Raw genomic sequence first — 16670 nt, forward strand, 5'->3', positions numbered from 1 at the left:
GCTACGACCCCTAGCGATCAGGTGCCGATCGGCGGCAAGCAGTCGGCGGCATCAAGATCCTTGACCGGGTCGTTTGGCCCGCATTCCTCCCCTGAGACGGGGTATCTGTCCTCTGTGACGCAGGCCGAAAGAGCGGTCAGCGCGATCATGCAGGCGATGGTAAGTGGGTATTTCATGGGCTTGAACCTTTAGCTGGGCAGAACGTCTCGCCCATCCTAGCGAAGGCCCGCCCGCCGCTCTTGATCTTTGTCAACGCGCGTGGGGCCCTGTCAGGCCCGCAAGCGCACGCCTTCGGGATCGAAGGGCGGGGCATCCAGCACGACACCGCGATGCGGGCGGCCCAGGATCATCACATCCACCTCCGCGCCGGGGGCCACGTCTTTCAGAAAACCGAGCGCAAGCGATTTCTCGACCGTGTAGCCATAGGTGCCAGAGCTGACCCGGCCTACCGGCGTGCCGTCAGGCAGGAAGATCGGCTCGCCGCCGGTTGCATCGGCCTGATCGATCTCCAACACCTCGATGATGCTCAGCTGCTCGCGCGGCGCACGGTCTTTCAGCGCGACATAGGCGTCCTTGTGCAGGAATTCCTTGTCCATCTTGATGAGGCGGTCCAGCCCGACCTCTTGCGGCCAGTATTCAGGGCTGTATTCCCGCGACCAGGAGCCATAGCCCTTCTCGATCCGAAGTGACATCAAGGCGCGGGAGCCGACAGGTCCTGCACCGATCTCCTTGCCCGCGTCGATCAGCGCCGTGTAGAGCCGCAGCTGATCGTCCACGTCGCAATGCAACTCCCACCCCAGATCGCCCGTGAAGGACACGCGCAGCGCGATCAGCTCGACGCCCGCCAGCGTAATCTGCTGCGAGCGCATGAAGGGGAAGTCTTGCGTCGCGAGTGATGCGTTGGTCAGGCGTTCTAGCAAAGCACGGCTTTGGGGGCCCGCCACGTTGAAGCCGCACATGGCCTCTGTCCGGCTTTCGAACCGGACGCTCTCAGGCCGCGGCACCATCGAAAAGAACCGTTGGTGATAGCGCTCCGCCATGCCGGAGCCGATGATCAGGAATTCCTCATCGGCCAGCTTGGTGACGGTGAAATCCCCCGCAATTCCGCCGCGCACGCCGATCAAGGGCGTCAGGCAGGACCGCCCAACGGATTTGGGCATGGTGTTGGCGAAAACCGCGTCCAGCCAATCAGACGCTCCTGCCCCCGTCACGCGGTATTTCGCGAAGTTGGAGATGTCGATGATGCCTGCGCGCTCGCGCAGCATTCGCGCCTCGGCGCCCACCGGCTCAAACCAGTTCTGACGGGTGAAGCCATTGATGTCGGTCACGCCCGGGCTGTCTGCAAACCACAGCGGATGCTCCCAGCCATAGTTCAGCCCAAACACCGCGCCCATGGCAGCCTGCGCCTCGTAGACCGGCCGCGTGCGCGCCGGACGCCCCGCGCTGCGTTCTTCGTTCGGGAAATGGATCGCGAACCGGTTGGCATATTGATCACCGACCCGCGCCTTGGTGAAGTCCTTGTCCGCCCACGCGCCGAAGCGCGCCATGTCCCACGGAAACATATCAAGATGCGGCTCGCCGGTGACGATCCACTCAGCGGTCAACGAGCCCAAGCCGCCCGATTGCGAGAAGCCGGGAATGATCCCGTTGCAACAGAAATAGCCTTTCAGCTCCGGCACCGGGCCGAACAGCGCGTTGCTGTCAGGCGACCAGATCATCGGGCCGTTGATCACGCGCTTGATCCCGGCCATGCCGACCGCCGGCACCCGGTCGATGGCGCGCATCATGTTAGGCTCGATCCGTTCCAGATCGTCGGCGAACAGCTCATGCCCGAAGCCCTGGGGCGTGCCGTCTTCTGCCCAGAACCGCAGGTCCTTCTCATAGGCCCCGACGAGCAGCCCCTTGCCTTCCTGGCGCAAGTAATACTCCCCGTCGCGGTCCGCGACCGAAGGCAAGCGGCGGTCCATCGCGGCGATCTCGGCGATTGTCTCGGTCACGAAATACTGATGCTCGGTCGGCTGCAACGGCAGCTCGATCCCGGCCATGGCCGCGACTTCGCGGCCCCAAAGCCCGGCTGCGTTCACTACCACGGGCGTGACGATATCACCCTTCGGCGTCTTCACGACCCATGTGCCGTCGCTTTGCTGGTCGGTCGCGGTCACGGGCGTGAAGCGGAAAATTTCCGCTCCGTTCTGCCGCGCGCCCGTGGCGTAAGCGTTGGTCACGCCCGAAGGGTCGACATTGCCGCCCGAGGGTTCGAACATGATGCAGCGGATGCCGTCATAATCGACCAGCGGATGCAGGCGCTCTGCCTCGGCGCGGTCAACCTCGTAGAAATTCAGCGCGTAATATTTGGCCTTCGCCGCCTGCAGGCGAAGTTGGTGTTCGCGCGCTTCGGTCTGCGCCAAGTAGAGCGAGCCCGGCTGGAACACGCCGCAGCTCTGCCCCGTCTCGGCTTCAAGCGCGTTGTACAAATCCATAGTGTAGTTCTGGATGCGCGTGATGTTGGAGACGTCATGCAACCCGTGGATGTTCGCCGCCGCGTGCCATGTCGAGCCGGAGGTCAGCTCGTCGCGCTCCAGCAGCACCACATCGGTCCAGCCGAGCTTGGTGAGGTGGTAGAGGATGGAGCAGCCGATGACGCCGCCCCCGATGACGACAGCCTGTGCGTGGGTTTTCATGGCAAGCGGGTCCTTCGGCAGCTTTGGGACCAGCCTGCGGGCACCCGCCGCACATCTCTTGCCCGTCAGGCGACAAAACTTGTCTCACCGCGACAAATCGGCGTCCGCCTCTTTGACGATGTCGGGATGTGTGCTTGCGCGCAATTTCTCGCGATCCGCCTCGAAGTCGAGTTTGGCCATGGCCCGGGCATAGGTTTGGCCCGCCGCACGTTTGGCCGCGGCGGCCAGTTTTTCGCTCTCGTGGTTCATCAATCGGCTAAGAGAGGACTGCAGACGCTGCTGAACCTCGACCAGAGCGACCCCGTCGCGGGCAAGCGCGCCGAACGCGTCCTCAAAAAGGTCATCGGGGTCGAGCGGCTTGATCCAGAGCCGGTCATGGGGCAGCGCATCGCTGGCCTCTGTCTCGTCGCGGTACTCGGCGAGAATGCGGGTCAGGCGGGTGATCACGTCAATCGCGGTTCCGGGGTCGTTGATTCCGGGCGACAGCGCTTTGGACGCAATCTCGCCCATCACCATCAGCCCAAAACGCGGGTCCTGATCATAGGTCCGCATGTCGCCGCGATGGATATGGGCGCGAATGACATCGTCGAGGTCTTCGTCCTCGTCGTCGGGACCGCTGCCTTGCACATAGGCCAGCGGCTCGCCGCAGACCACGAAATGGCCCACCTCCGCACACAAGTGGATTTTGCAATCCATCTCTTCTGCCCGCTCCTGCAGGGATTCGTGGAAGACCTCCTGGACGTAGCCCGTCGTGTCGCTGGTAACCGCTACGGCATCGCTTGGCACTTTGTCCGCGTCAAACGGATGCGCCCCGAGGCATGGTGTCGACAGCCGCACATCAAACTCGCGACGCACGATGTCTTCGACCTGCCGCGTGGTATCGGTCAGGCTGCCGAAGAGCTGCAGGTGCAGAACCCATCGGATCATCGAATAGACCACCAAGGCCAGCACCAGCACCGTGGTGGCAAACAGCACGAAGGCCTTTTCGTCTGCAAAGATATCAAGCTCACGAAGCACGATGCCGACCAGCGCGTAGACATAGGCCCCGATGAACGTCGCAAGCGTATTCTGGGTCGTGGGGTCCTGCATAATCAGGCGATGCAGGCGCGGGGTAAATTGCGATGATGATGAGCGGTAGACGGTGACCATCACGGTGAGCGAAAAGGTGGTGACCGCCAGCATTGCATTGGCGATGATCGAAAGCAGCCGGTCCGCAGCCTTGGCGGACACGTAGCCGGAAACCTCATCTGGAAGAACGCTGCCGAGGATTTGCGCAAGCATCAGGGCGAACAGCGCAAACGCGCCCATCACCGCGACCCGCACCCAAAGCTCACGCCATAGCTGTTTTGCCAAACGGAACAAGGTGATGGGCCAAGCGGCAAAGCGTTTGAGTAAATCGCTCATGCGCGGCCTCGGCCAAGGCACCTATTCGACATCGCGCGTCGCTTTCCGGCTATCGCCGCTTGGGCCAGCCCGTAGGGTGGGCTTGCGAATTTCGAGCCGAGGAGCCCACCCCAATGAAAACAACCACGCGGGTCTGCGTCATCGGGGGCGGCGTCGTCGGCTGCTCCGTCCTGTATCACCTGACAAAACTGGGGTGGTCGGACGTCTTGCTTCTCGAACGCTCCGAGCTGACATCGGGTTCCACGTGGCATGCAGCGGGCGGCTTTCATACGCTCAATGGGGACACGAATATGGCCGCGTTGCAAGGCTATACGATCAAGCTCTACCGCGAGTTGGAAGAGCTGACGGGTATGTCCTGCGGCCTGCACCATGTCGGTGGCGTAACCCTTGCGGACAACCAGGACCGCTTCGACATGCTCGTGGCCGAGCGCGCCAAGCACCGCTACATGGGCCTTGAGACAGAGATTGTCGGCCCCGAAGATATCGCCAAGATCGCGCCGATCACCAATCTCGACGGCATCGTCGGCGGGCTTTACGACCCGCTGGACGGCCATCTCGATCCCTCCGGCACGACCCACGCCTATGCCAAGGCGGCCCGCATGGGCGGGGCCAGCATCGAGACCCATGTTAAGGTGTTGGAGACCAACCCACGTCACGACGGCACATGGGACGTGGTGACCGACAAAGGCACGATCCATGCCGAGCACGTCGTCAACGCCGCCGGTCTTTGGGCCCGCGAGGTGGGCGCAATGGCGGGTGTCTATCTGCCGCTGCACCCGATGGAGCATCAATACCTCGTCACCGAAGAAACTCCGGAAATCTACGAGCGTGACACCGAGCATCCGCATGTGATGGACCCCGCGGGCGAGAGCTACCTGCGCCAAGAAGGTCGCGGGCTGTGCATCGGCTTTTACGAGCAGAATTGCCGGCCTTGGGCAGTCGAAGGCACGCCATGGGATTTCGGACATGAGCTGCTGGCTGACGATTTCGACAAGATCGAAGACAGCATCACCTTCGCCTTCAACCGCTTCCCGGTGCTCGAGCGGGCCGGGATCAAGTCCGTGATCCACGGCCCGTTCACCTTCGCGCCTGACGGCAATCCGCTAGTGGGCCCTGTTCCGGGGTTGCGCAATTATTGGTCGGCCTGCGGCGTGATGGCGGGCTTCAGTCAGGGCGGCGGCGTCGGACTGATGCTCGCGCAATGGATGATCCACGGCGAGACCGAGCGCGACACCATCGCGATGGATGTGGCGCGCTTCGGCGACTGGATCACGCCCGGCTACACGCTGCCAAAGGTGGTCGAGAACTACCAGCGCCGCTTCTCGGTAAGCTACCCGAACGAAGAGCTACCCGCGGCCCGCCCCCATCGCACCACGCCGATGTATGACATCTTCAGCGACATGGGCGCGGTCTGGGGTCAGCAATACGGGCTGGAGGTCGTCAACTATTTCGCCCAAGGCGACGAGCCGCGCTTTGAGACACCGTCCTTCCGTCGCTCCGATGCCTTTGACGCGACCGCTCGGGAGGTGGCCGCCGTGCGCGCCGCGGCGGGGATCAACGAGGTGCAGAACTTCGGCAAATACCATGTGACCGGCCCCGGCGCCCGCGACTGGCTCGACCGGATCATGGCCGGCCGCATCCCGTCCCCCGGTCGCCTGTCGTTAACCCCGATGCTATCTAAGGCCGGTCGCTTGATCGGGGATTTCACGGTGACCTGTCTGGCGGAAGGTGATTTCTACCTCACCGCATCCTACGGCGCGCAAGCCTATCACATGCGCTGGTTCGAGCGTCACGCGACCAACGGCGTGCGGGTCGAGAATGTCTCTGACACGCGCACCGGCTTCCAGATCGCAGGGCCCCTGTCGCGCGACATTTTACAGGCCTGCACCCGCAACGATATTTCCGACATGCGATTCATGGATGTGCGCGAAATCACCGTGGGCCAAGTCGCGTGCTGCGTGCAGCGCGTCAGCTACACCGGCGATCTGGGCTTCGAGATCTATTGCAGCCCGATGGATCAACGCCAGCTCTGGGCGACCCTCTGGCACGCCGGTGAGCCGCGCGGGCTGACACCGTTCGGGATGCGTGCGATGATGTCGCTGCGACTTGATAAGTTTTTTGGATCCTGGGGCCGCGAGTTCTCGCCCGACTACACGCCTGCCGAGACTGGCATGGATCGGTTCATCGCGTGGAAAAAGGCGACGGATTTCATCGGCCGCGCCGCGGCGGAGGCTGAGCGCGCCGCGCCGCCCGCGCGACAACTCTGCAATTTCGAGGTCGACGCGACCGATGCCGATGTCGTCGCCTATGAGCCGGTCTTCATCGACGGGAAAGTCGAGGGATTCTGCACCTCCGGCGGCTACGCCCACCATTCCGGAAAATCCATCGCGATGGCCCTGATCCCGCGCACCCGCGCAGTCAAAGGTCTGACGGTCGAGATCGAAATATTGGGCCAGATGCGCCGCGCCACGCTGATTACCACGCCGCCCTTTGACGCAGACGGTGCCCGAATGCGCGGCTAGTCCAGCTCTTCAAGGATCATCAGATCGCGCTCGGACGCATCGCGCGCAAACTCCAACGCCGCCTGATAAGCCTCTGAATAATAACAGTCATGGGCCTTTTGCAGCGACGGGAAACGGGCCACGACGTTGCGCGCGCGATCATTGCCTTCGAGTTGCTCATAGGCCCCGTTGCGCGCGAGGAACACGCCCTCATGATCCGCAATCGCTTTCGTCGCGGCGGCGGCGTATTTAGCGTAACGCTCGGGGTCGGTGACCTTGACGTGGGCAATCCATAGAGCTGCGGGCATATTCTATCCTCCGATCACGGCTTTCGCCGCATCAATCGCGGCTTGGGAATTTTCGACACTGGCACCTCCGCCTTGCGCCATGGCGGGACGGCCCCCGCCGCCCTTTCCGCCCAGTTCGGCCACGGCGGCGCGCAAAATGTCGACGGCAGAAATCTCCTCCGTCAGGTCATCCGTGACACCGGCAGCCACGGCGGCCTTGCCGCCCGCATCCGCGATCAGCAGCACGATGCCGGAGCCCATGCGATCCTTGTGCTCGTCGATCAGCGCGGGCAGTTCCTTGCCTGAGACGCCGCTGATAACTTGCCCGAAGAACGCTTTGCCGCCGACATCCTCATCGGACACCTGCGCCGCGCCGCCGCTCATCGCCAGCTCGCGGCGCAGCTGCGCCACCTCGTTGCTGAGCGCCTTGCGTTCCTCCAGCAATGCCTTGACGCGGGCAGGCACATCTTCCGCCGAGGATTTCAGCGCCAGCGCGGTCTCGGCCAAGCGGTGGTCCTGCCCGCTAAGGTAGTCGAACGCCGCTTGGCCCGTGAGCGCCTCTATCCGGCGCACGCCAGCGCTCGACGCGCTGTCGCCCAGCGTCACGAACATGCCGATATCACCGGTCTGTTTCACGTGGGTCCCGCCACAAAGCTCGATCGAGTAGGTCTGTCCGTCCGAGCCCTTGCCCGTGTCGGCGCGCCCCATCGAGACGACCCGAACCTCGTCGCCATATTTCTCGCCAAAGAGCGCCTGCGCGCCGATCCCGCGCGCATCATCGGGTGTCATGATCCGCGTCTCGACAGAGCTGTTCTGCCGGATCAACCGATTAACGTCTCGCTCAACTTGCGCCAATTCCTCAAGGCTGAGCGCTTTGCCGTGGCTAAAGTCGAACCGCAGGCGGTCGTCTGCATTAAGCGAGCCGCGCTGAGCGACGTGCTCGCCAAGCGCCTCGCGCAGAGCTTCGTGCAGCAAGTGCGTGGCCGAATGATTGGCGCGGATCGCGGTGCGCCGCGCGTGATCCACCGAAAGCTCCGCCCCCGCGCCGGTACGCAACTCGCCTTCGGTCACTTCGACGAAATGGATAAACACGCCCGCGGTCTTGCGCGTGTCGGTCACACGGCCTGCACCGCCATCCGTCTTGATGGTGCCGGTGTCGCCGACCTGGCCGCCGCTCTCGGCATAGAACGGGGTTTGGTTGCACACGATCTGAACGCTCTCGCCCTTGTCGACCGTATCGACCTGTTTTCCGTCCGATACGATGGCGAGGATCTGGCCTTCAGCCTTCTCGGTGTCGTAGCCAAGAAAATCTGTTGCGCCGTGCGTGTCCGCGATGTCGAACCAGACGGTGCTGTCAGCCGCCTCGCCCGAGCCCGCCCAGGATGCGCGCGCCTTGGCCTTCTGTTCTGCCATTGCGGCGTCAAACCCGTCGGTGTCGACCTCACGGCCTTTCTCGCGCAGGGCGTCTTGGGTCAAATCCAGCGGGAAGCCGTAGGTATCGTAGAGCTTGAACGCCGCTTCGCCCGGCAGCGTTTCGCCCTCGCCAAGGCCTGCCAACTCGTCGTCGAGCAATTTTAAACCGCGATCGAGCGTTTGCTTGAAGCGCGTCTCCTCCGCCCGCAGGGTTTCTTCGATCAGGGCCTGTGCTTGTCCCAGTTCCGGATAGGCCGCGCCCATCTGGCCCACCAGCGACGGCACCAATTGGTGCATCACCGGGTCCTTGGCGCCAAGCAGATGCGCGTGGCGCATGGCGCGGCGCATGATGCGGCGCAGCACATAGCCACGGCCATCGTTCGAGGGCATCACCCCGTCGGCAATCAAGAACGAGGTCGAACGCAAATGGTCCGCGATCACGCGGTGGTGCACGTTCTGATCCCCAAACGGATCGGTCGAGGTGGCATGGGCCGATGCCTCGATCAGAGCCTTGAACAGATCGGTGTCGTAGTTGTCATGGCTGCCCTGCAGGAGCGCCGCGATACGCTCCAGCCCCATGCCGGTATCGATGCTCTGCATCTCCAACTCGCGCATCGAGCCGTCTTCGAATTGCTCGTTTTGCATGAAAACGATGTTCCAGATCTCAATGAAACGATCGCCATCTTCCTCGGGACTGCCGGGCGGGCCTCCCCAGATGTGTTCGCCATGGTCATAGAAAATCTCTGTGCACGGACCGCACGGGCCGGTCGGACCCATTTGCCAGAAATTGTCAGAGGTCGCGATGCGGATGATCCGATCCTCGGGCACGCCAAGGCTTTTCCAAATCTCGAATGCTTCGTCATCGGTGTGATAGACCGTTGTCAGCAAACGATTTTTGTCGATCCCGAAATCCTTGGTGATCAGCTCCCACGCGAAAGGGATCGCCTCTTTCTTGAAATAGTCCCCAAAGCTGAAGTTGCCCAACATCTCGAAAAACGTGTGATGGCGTGCGGTGTAGCCGACATTGTCGAGATCGTTGTGTTTGCCACCGGCGCGCACGCATTTCTGCGCCGTGGTCGCGCGGGTGTAGTCGCGGTGCTCCAGCCCGGTGAACAGGTTCTTGAACTGAACCATGCCGGAGTTGACGAACATCAGGGTCGGATCATTCCGCGGCACCAGCGGGCTGGACGGCTGAACCGAATGGCCCTGCTGTTCGAAAAAACGCAGGAACGTCGAGCGAATATCATTCAGGCTGGGCATGGTCTCATTTCTTTGCTGCTAGAGCCTTGCAGATATCTCGCCACGCCGTGCAGGTAAAGCGCCCCCGCGCACGGCAGCGTTCAAAACGAGAAAGGACGACCCGAAGGCCGCCCTGTCCCGAGTATTCTCAAGGCGTTTAAGCCAAGGGCGCTTTCTTAAGTGCGCGTCTCCGACCTTCTAGTCCAGATCGCCTTCGATCAACTTGTCATCTTCAGCCTTGACCGCTGCGACCTCTTCTGGGGGCAGATCAAACTCCAACCCGTGTGCCGCACGGATCTTGTCTTCGATATCAAGCGCGATGCGGCTGTTTTCCTTCAGGAAAAGTTTCGCGTTCTCACGCCCCTGCCCGATCCGCTCGTCACCATAGCTGAACCACGCGCCGGACTTGTCCACGACGCCGGCCTTGACACCAAGGTCCAAAAGCTCGCCCATCTTCGAGATGCCTTCGCCATACATGATGTCGAACTCGACCTGCTTGAACGGCGGAGCCACCTTGTTCTTGACGACCTTGACGCGGGTTGCGTTGCCAACCACCTCGTCGCGGTCTTTCAGCGCGCCGATCCGGCGAATGTCGAGGCGGACCGACGAGTAGAATTTCAGCGCATTGCCTCCAGTTGTCGTCTCGGGGCTGCCGAACATAACGCCGATTTTCATCCGAATCTGGTTGATGAATATAACCATGCAGTTCGACCGCGAGATCGAGCTGGTCAGCTTACGCATCGCCTGGCTCATCAGACGCGCATGCACGCCCACAGAGCTGTCACCCATGTCGCCTTCCAATTCGGATTTTGGCGTCAAGGCAGCGACCGAGTCGACGACCACCATGTTTACCGCGCCCGAACGGACAAGCGTGTCCACAATCTCCAAGGCCTGCTCGCCGGTATCGGGCTGCGAAATCAGCAATTCGTCCAGATCAACGCCCAGCTTGCGCGCATATTGCGGATCAAGCGCGTGCTCGGCATCCACGAAGGCGCAAACGCCGCCTTTCTTCTGCTCTTCCGCCACGCAATGCAGCGTCAGAGTGGTCTTGCCGGACGATTCAGGGCCGTAGATTTCGACAATCCGGCCCTTCGGCAAACCACCAATGCCCAAGGCAATATCCAGCCCCAAAGACCCGGTCGACGTCGACTCGATTTCCTGGATCGCGTTCTCGCCACCCATCTTCATGATCGAGCCCTTGCCGAACTGACGTTCGATCTGCGCGAGCGCCGATTCCAGCGCCTTCTTTTTGTTCGCGTCGTCTTTGGAGTTCATTTTAAGGAGTTCTGCTGTTGCCATGGATTCCATCCCTTATTTCACACCGCCATTTGCGCGGCAATGACTGCTTCTGTTCGCCTCTTGTTCTCATACGTATGAGATCAAAAAGAGAACATTACAAGTAAAATCGTATCGGCAGTCTCACGGTCAGATGTTAAAAGCTGGTTTACAGAACCAAGAAAATGTCCCAGCGATTGAGACATGATGATTTTCTTCAAAGAGCGTTTGGTCTACCTCGCGGTTCCCAAGACGGGGACCTCGGCGATCGAGCGCGCGTTGGGGCGTCACGCATCCGCCGTGTTTCGCGACCCACCGGGAATGAAGCACACCAATGCACTTGGTTTTGAACGAAAATTTCGCGGACTCTTTGAGCGAAAGACCCTTTCACCGCTCGAAACAATGGCTGTCATGCGCGAGCCGCTGGATTGGTTGGGAAGCTGGTATCGCTACCGTAGGCGTCCGGCGCTGGATGGTCATCCGAACAGCACACGCGACGTGAGCTTCGATGAATTCGTCGAGGCTTACCTGCAAGACACCCGGCCCGCATTCGCCGATATCGGCTCCCAGGCGCGATTCTTGACGGATCAATCCGGCGCATTGCTGATAAATCACGTCTTCGCCTACACGGATTTCGAGACGATACGGGCGTTTCTGGCCACGCGCCTCAACCGCCCCATCGAGTTCGACAAGGTCAACACGTCGCCACGGGCGCCTCTTTCATTATCGAAGGGCTTGCGATCCCGGCTGGAGAAAACCTGTGCTCAGGATTTTGAGATTTACGAGGCTTTGAAGGACGGCCCCCTTTCCGTGACCTAGTCGGTCACGCGGCCGCCATCAGATGCCGCCGAACTGTCGAGGTCAGCTCATCGAGCGAGAACGGTTTGGCGAGGAACACGGAATTGGGAACACTTATCTGTTCCTCCAAGGTGCTTCCATCCGCGTAGCCCGACATGAATACCACGCGCATATCAGGCCTGTCTTCTCTGGCTTGTTTCACCCATGTCGGGCCGTCCATTCCAGGCATGATGACATCGGTCAGCACAATATCGAAATCAAGGTCCTTGTCCTCCAACAATGCGAGGGCCGCTTCTGCGCAGTCCGCCTCCATCACCTGGAAGCCGCGATATTTCAAAGCGCGGCTGGCGAAGGCACGGACCGGCGCTTCATCTTCGACCAGCAGAACCATTCCAGCGGCCGGACGTGTGTCGAGCTGCGTGACGGGCGCCTTCGCCTCTTTCGGAGGCTCGACCGGCTTGTCGAAGGTCGGAAAATAAATCGTGAAGACGGTTCCCTTGCCAAGCTCGCTGTCTGCAAAAATGAACCCGCCGGACTGTTTGATGATGCCGTACGCGGTCGACAACCCCAATCCGGTGCCATCCCCGGTCTTTTTCGTCGTATAGAATGGCTCGAAGATTTTCGGCAATTTCTCGGACGAAATACCACAGCCGTCATCGGTCACCTTCACCACGACATAATCGCCCGCGGGCACCGCGGCGCGGTCTCGTTTCAATTCACTAGTCAGCTTGAGGTTGCGCGTCTCAATAGCAATTTCACCACTTCCGCCCAGTGCGTCGCGCGCGTTGACGACGAGGTTCATCAACACTTGCTCAAGCTGACGTCGATCGGCCCGCACCGACATCAGATTCGGGTCATGGGTCAGGCGCAGATTGATCTGCGCGCCCACCAATCGGTTCAGCAGGTGTGTCAGGTCCGACAGCGTGTCTCTCATGTCGAGAACTTCGAGCTGCAGGTTCTGCTTGCGCGAGAACGCCAGGAGCTGACCCACGAGGGACGCCGCCCGGTTGGCATTCTGGTTGATCTGTTCGAGATCGGCAAAATCCGGATCGCCCGGATCGTGGCGCAGCATCAGCAGGTCGCAGTGACCCGAGATTGCCGTGAGCAAGTTGTTGAAATCATGGGCCACGCCGCCCGCAAGTTGGCCGATTGCCTGCATTTTCTGGCTTTGGACAAATTGCGCCTCGAGGGATTTCAACTCGGTCGCGTCATTGATCAAGGCGATAAGAGACACGTCTCCGTCGTTGATGATCCGGCCAAGGGTCACTTGCACATACATCTCGTCCGGACCGCTTCGGGATTTTAGGACTTCGGGGCGGTGCAGGCCCTTGCCTTCAGACGCGTCCGACAGCCAATCGGCCAGCGGACGACCCAGCCCCTCGACCACGTCGGACAGGAGTTGCGTGTTGTCATCGCCAAGCTCCAACAGGGACCCGGCCAGGCGATTGGCTTCGATGATGCGGCCTTCGGGATCAAGCTCGATCAATGCCACGGGAAAATCTTCAAGGCTTCCAATCGGTTGGACGGAGCTTTCATCCTCGGTCACTGGCGCCAGAAAGTACTCGGTCCGGCCCAATTTGCCCGGAACGATCACGGCCATCACCTCCATTGGGCCCTTTTCGCCCGACAGCGTTGCCCGCTCGCCGGACTTCCTCGGCGGTTCTGCGAACAAGGCACCGAGGTTCTTGGCACGCCCGCCCACCAGTTTGCGCATCGCTTCGTTCATGAACAAAACGGCACCCGACCCGCCGATGGTGAACATCGGCAGCGACAGGCGTTCGGCGCTGTGGCGCGCCGTTCCGTGGTCGGATAAATCCTCGATCGACCAGACCAGATCTTCACCGCCTGCGACCCGGTGGGCCGTCAATCTGAAGCGCCCCAGCCGGGTGATGACGTCCTCATGGGCCATATCGGTGCGCGACGCCTTGGCTTGCAGGCGAAAAACAATCGCGCTGGCATTCGACATCAGCTTGCCCAGCATCTTGTCCAGCGGGTCGCCGATATTTCCGTCAAGCAGTTTGCGCGCAGCCACGTTGCTGCTTTTGACGGCCCCTGCCGTGTCGACGATCAGCATCGCGCGCGGATCGAAGGCAAACAGGTTCTCGCTCGCCGCATCAAGCGTCGAGTTCGCGCCACGGCGCATCAGTCTCGAGATGAATTTACCGATCAAAACAAGCCCACCACGCGCTGTTTTGACCAGGTCAGAGCAAGTGTTCGCGGCACGCCCGAAAGCCATACCGCAAAGCGCAACCACTTCGGCGGCAGCAGGGCCCCAGTTGGTATGAGGGCCAGATCAGATTGCATCTTCCTGCGCGACATAGGTCACGTCCCTCACCTCGAATACGGAATCGCTCGCGACCGTTGTGACGCAAAAGCGTTAACTGGCAATTAACATAACAGAGTTAACGCTAAGAGGCCGAGCCGCGCCGCGTCAAGTGCGCGACATAGAAGCCGTCCCCGCCCTCAAGCGGCGAATATCGCCGGGAACACGACTGGGCCCATTCGGGATTATGGTCGAGAAATTGCGCGATCTGGTCCTCGTTCTCGCTACGAAGGACCGAACAGGTGGCATAAGCCAACGTCCCCTCGGGCCTGACAAGGGAGACCGCGCGGTCGAGAATCTCGCGCTGCAGCGCCAAAAGTTGTTCCAGTGCCTCAGGCGTGAGACGCCACTTTCCCTCGGGCTGCCTGCGCCAAGCACCACTTCCACTGCAAGGCACGTCGCACAGCACCAGATCGAAAGGCGCTTTTCGCGTACATTGCACGTCATCAAGACGCTCGACCGCGACCCCTGCCCTTGCCGCGCGCTCGGGTAGATCCTTCAGCCGTCTCGGATTGCCGTCATGCGCAAAGAGCCGTGCGTCGTGCCGCGCGCCGTAGGCCAGAACCTTGCCGCCGCCGCCTGCGCAATAATCAAGCATGGTCTGCGCGTCAGGAAGCCCCGCGCAAACAGCTTGAGAGGCCACATCCTGCAGCTCGACCAGCCCATCGAGATATGCGCGGCTGCCAGCAAGTTTGCGAGGGTTCTCAGTGAGTTCCAAAGCGCTGTCACAGAGCGGATGCGCCACTGCGCGGATGCCGTCCTCTGCCAGAGCAGACTGCGCATGCTCTACATCGCCTTTCCTGAGATTCACCCGCACAAAAACCTTCGCACGCTCTGTCAAGGCGGCGCAAACGGGCATCATGTCATCACCAAATGCCGCCTCGAAATGCGCAAGAAGCCAAGGGGGTAAATTCGCCGTGACCTCCGGCGGAAGACTCGATGGTGCATCAATCCGAGCGGTCTCTTCGGCACTCAGTGGGCTGGGGGCGTGGCCTTCGCCCGTAAACATCTGTTGGGCCATCTCCAGATCGAAGCCACCAAGCACCAATCCCCGCCCTGTAAGTCCGCCGCCCCTCAGCGCACACGATGCGCGACTGCGGATACGGTCAAACACGATGTCGCGGATGGCGGCACGATCCTTGGAGCCCGCAAAACGCGAGCGCCTTGCCCAGTTGGTCAGCGCCTTTTCCAAAGGTTGGCCGCCCAGATGCAGATCGAGGATCTCGATCGCCGCCGCCGCCCGCGCGCCGGGGGTCACCTAGCCAACCCGGTAGTTCGGGCTTTCGCGGGTGATCTGCACGTCATGCACATGGCTTTCCTTCAGCCCCGCGCCGGTGATGCGCACGAAATTCGCCCGCTCATGCATGTCCTTGATTGTGGCAGATCCCGTGTAGCCCATCGCCGCGCGCAGGCCGCCGACCAGCTGGTGCACGACCGCGCTGGCGGACCCTTTGTAGGGCACCTGGCCCTCAATCCCCTCGGGCACCAGCTTGTCGGAGGCCGCGTCTTTCTGGAAATACCGGTCCGCCGAGCCGCGCGCCATTGCGCCAAGCGAGCCCATACCACGGTAACTTTTGAAGCTACGGCCTTGATACAAAATGACTTCTCCGGGGCTTTCATCCGTGCCCGCAATCATCGAGCCGACCATCGCGCAGGACGCGCCAGCGGCAATGGCCTTGGCGAAATCGCCCGAGAACTTGATGCCGCCATCGGCAATCACCGGGATATCCCCGGCGCCGCTGGCGCAATCCATGATGGCCGTCAGCTGCGGCACACCCACGCCCGCAACCATGCGCGTCGTGCAGATCGAGCCCGGCCCGATCCCGACTTTCACCGCATCCGCACCAGAACCGATCAGCGCGCGGGTCGCATCTGCGGTCGCTACATTTCCCGCGATGACTTGCACCTTGTTGGACAGCTTCTTCACGCGCTCCACGGCAAGGCCCACACCCTCGGAATGACCATGGGCCGTATCGATCACAATCAGGTCGACGCCGGCATCAATCAGCGCCTCGGACCGCTCAAACCCGGCGTCGCCGACGGTGGTCGCAGCAGCGCAGCGCAGACGGCCCAGCTCGTCCTTGCAGGCCTGCGGGTTCAGCACGGCCTGCTCGATATCCTTGATCGTCAGAAGCCCGGTCAGCTTGCCCTTGCCATCAACGACCAGCAGCTTTTCGATCCGGCGGGCATGCATCAACGACTTGGCTTCGGCCAGATCAGCCGGCTCGCGCAGCATGGCGAGGTTTTCGTTCGTCATCATCGCCTTGACGGGCGTCGCATCATCGCTGGCAAAGCGCATGTCGCGGTTGGTTACGATGCCCAGAACCTTGCCGTCCGGGTCGATCACCGGGAAGCCGGAGATCTTGTAGCGCTCCTGCAAAGCCTTCGCGTCGGCCAGAGTCTGCTCCGGCGTCAGGGTGATCGGGTTGTAGACGATCCCGCTCTCGAAGCGCTTCACGCGGCGCACTTCCTTGGATTGCTCGTCGACTGACAGGTTGCGGTGGACCACGCCGATGCCGCCCGCCTGCGCCATCGCAATCGCCATGCGCGCCTCGGTCACAGTATCCATCGCCGAGCTCAAGAGCGGGATGTTCATCGCCACCGATTTGGTGACCTGGGTCCGGGTGTCCGCCGTGGACGGCAGCACGCTGGACGCGCCGGGCACCAGCAACACATCATCAAAGGTGAGGGCCTCGCGAATCTCCATGGGGTGTCTCCTTGGGAGGGCTCGTTTGGCAGTTTCCTATTT

At 61.5% G+C, this 16670-nt stretch carries 11 protein-coding genes; 2 read left to right on the plus strand and 9 right to left on the minus strand.

What is annotated here, in order from left to right:
- Window positions 1–17: 17 nt before the first annotated feature.
- The 3 genes from C8N43_RS19695 to C8N43_RS03495 all read right to left on the minus strand — a co-directional run bounded on the left by C8N43_RS19695 (window position 18) and on the right by C8N43_RS03495 (window position 4085).
- Window positions 18–176 carry a hypothetical protein gene (locus C8N43_RS19695; RefSeq protein WP_170114404.1) on the minus strand — a complete coding sequence of 53 codons (159 nt, stop codon included), beginning with the start codon at window positions 174–176 and terminating at the stop codon, window positions 18–20.
- Between the two features lie 93 nt (window positions 177–269).
- Window positions 270–2681: a GcvT family protein gene (locus C8N43_RS03490; RefSeq protein ID WP_107844277.1), complete on the minus strand. Its 2412-nt coding sequence runs from the start codon at window positions 2679–2681 to the stop codon at window positions 270–272.
- An 84-nt stretch (window positions 2682–2765) separates the two neighbouring features.
- Entirely contained in the window at window positions 2766–4085 is a 1320-nt protein-coding gene (locus C8N43_RS03495) for a DUF2254 domain-containing protein (RefSeq protein ID WP_107844278.1), read from the minus strand.
- A 113-nt stretch (window positions 4086–4198) separates the two neighbouring features.
- Here C8N43_RS03495 and C8N43_RS03500 point away from each other — a divergent pair, with 113 nt between their 5' ends.
- Window positions 4199–6607 carry a GcvT family protein gene (locus C8N43_RS03500; protein WP_107844279.1) on the plus strand — a complete coding sequence of 803 codons (2409 nt, stop codon included), beginning with the start codon at window positions 4199–4201 and terminating at the stop codon, window positions 6605–6607.
- Here the strand turns inward: C8N43_RS03500 and C8N43_RS03505 are convergent.
- The 3 genes from C8N43_RS03505 to recA all read right to left on the minus strand — a co-directional run bounded on the left by C8N43_RS03505 (window position 6604) and on the right by recA (window position 10824).
- On the minus strand, window positions 6604–6894 hold the full coding sequence (locus C8N43_RS03505) for a DUF1330 domain-containing protein (protein ID WP_107844280.1): 291 nt from the start codon (window positions 6892–6894) through the stop codon (window positions 6604–6606). The genes C8N43_RS03500 and C8N43_RS03505 overlap by 4 nt on opposite strands.
- A gap of 3 nt (window positions 6895–6897) precedes the next feature.
- Complete coding sequence (gene alaS / locus C8N43_RS03510) at window positions 6898–9546, minus strand: alanine--tRNA ligase (protein WP_107844281.1); 2649 nt, start codon at window positions 9544–9546, stop codon at window positions 6898–6900.
- A 177-nt stretch (window positions 9547–9723) separates the two neighbouring features.
- Complete coding sequence (gene recA, locus C8N43_RS03515; protein ID WP_281257871.1) at window positions 9724–10824, minus strand: recombinase RecA; 1101 nt, start codon at window positions 10822–10824, stop codon at window positions 9724–9726.
- Window positions 10825–11004: 180 nt separating this feature from the next.
- On the opposite strand from recA, the gene C8N43_RS03520 reads away from it, so the two are divergent.
- Window positions 11005–11619, plus strand: a complete 615-nt coding sequence (locus C8N43_RS03520) for a sulfotransferase family 2 domain-containing protein (protein WP_107844283.1) — start codon at window positions 11005–11007, stop codon at window positions 11617–11619.
- Window positions 11620–11623: 4 nt separating this feature from the next.
- On the opposite strand, the gene C8N43_RS03525 is transcribed toward C8N43_RS03520, so the two are convergent.
- The 3 genes from C8N43_RS03525 to guaB form a co-directional block, all read right to left on the minus strand.
- Complete coding sequence (locus C8N43_RS03525; RefSeq protein WP_245912894.1) at window positions 11624–13741, minus strand: hybrid sensor histidine kinase/response regulator; 2118 nt, start codon at window positions 13739–13741, stop codon at window positions 11624–11626.
- A 265-nt stretch (window positions 13742–14006) separates the two neighbouring features.
- Entirely contained in the window at window positions 14007–15179 is a 1173-nt protein-coding gene (locus C8N43_RS03530; RefSeq protein ID WP_107844285.1) for an RsmB/NOP family class I SAM-dependent RNA methyltransferase, read from the minus strand.
- Window positions 15180–16628, minus strand: coding sequence for an IMP dehydrogenase (gene guaB, locus C8N43_RS03535; RefSeq protein ID WP_107844286.1), 1449 nt, complete (start codon window positions 16626–16628; stop codon window positions 15180–15182).
- Between the last annotated feature and the right edge of the window lie 42 nt (window positions 16629–16670).

This window comes from Litoreibacter ponti, assembly GCF_003054285.1.
GTDB classification, from domain to species: domain Bacteria; phylum Pseudomonadota; class Alphaproteobacteria; order Rhodobacterales; family Rhodobacteraceae; genus Litoreibacter; species Litoreibacter ponti.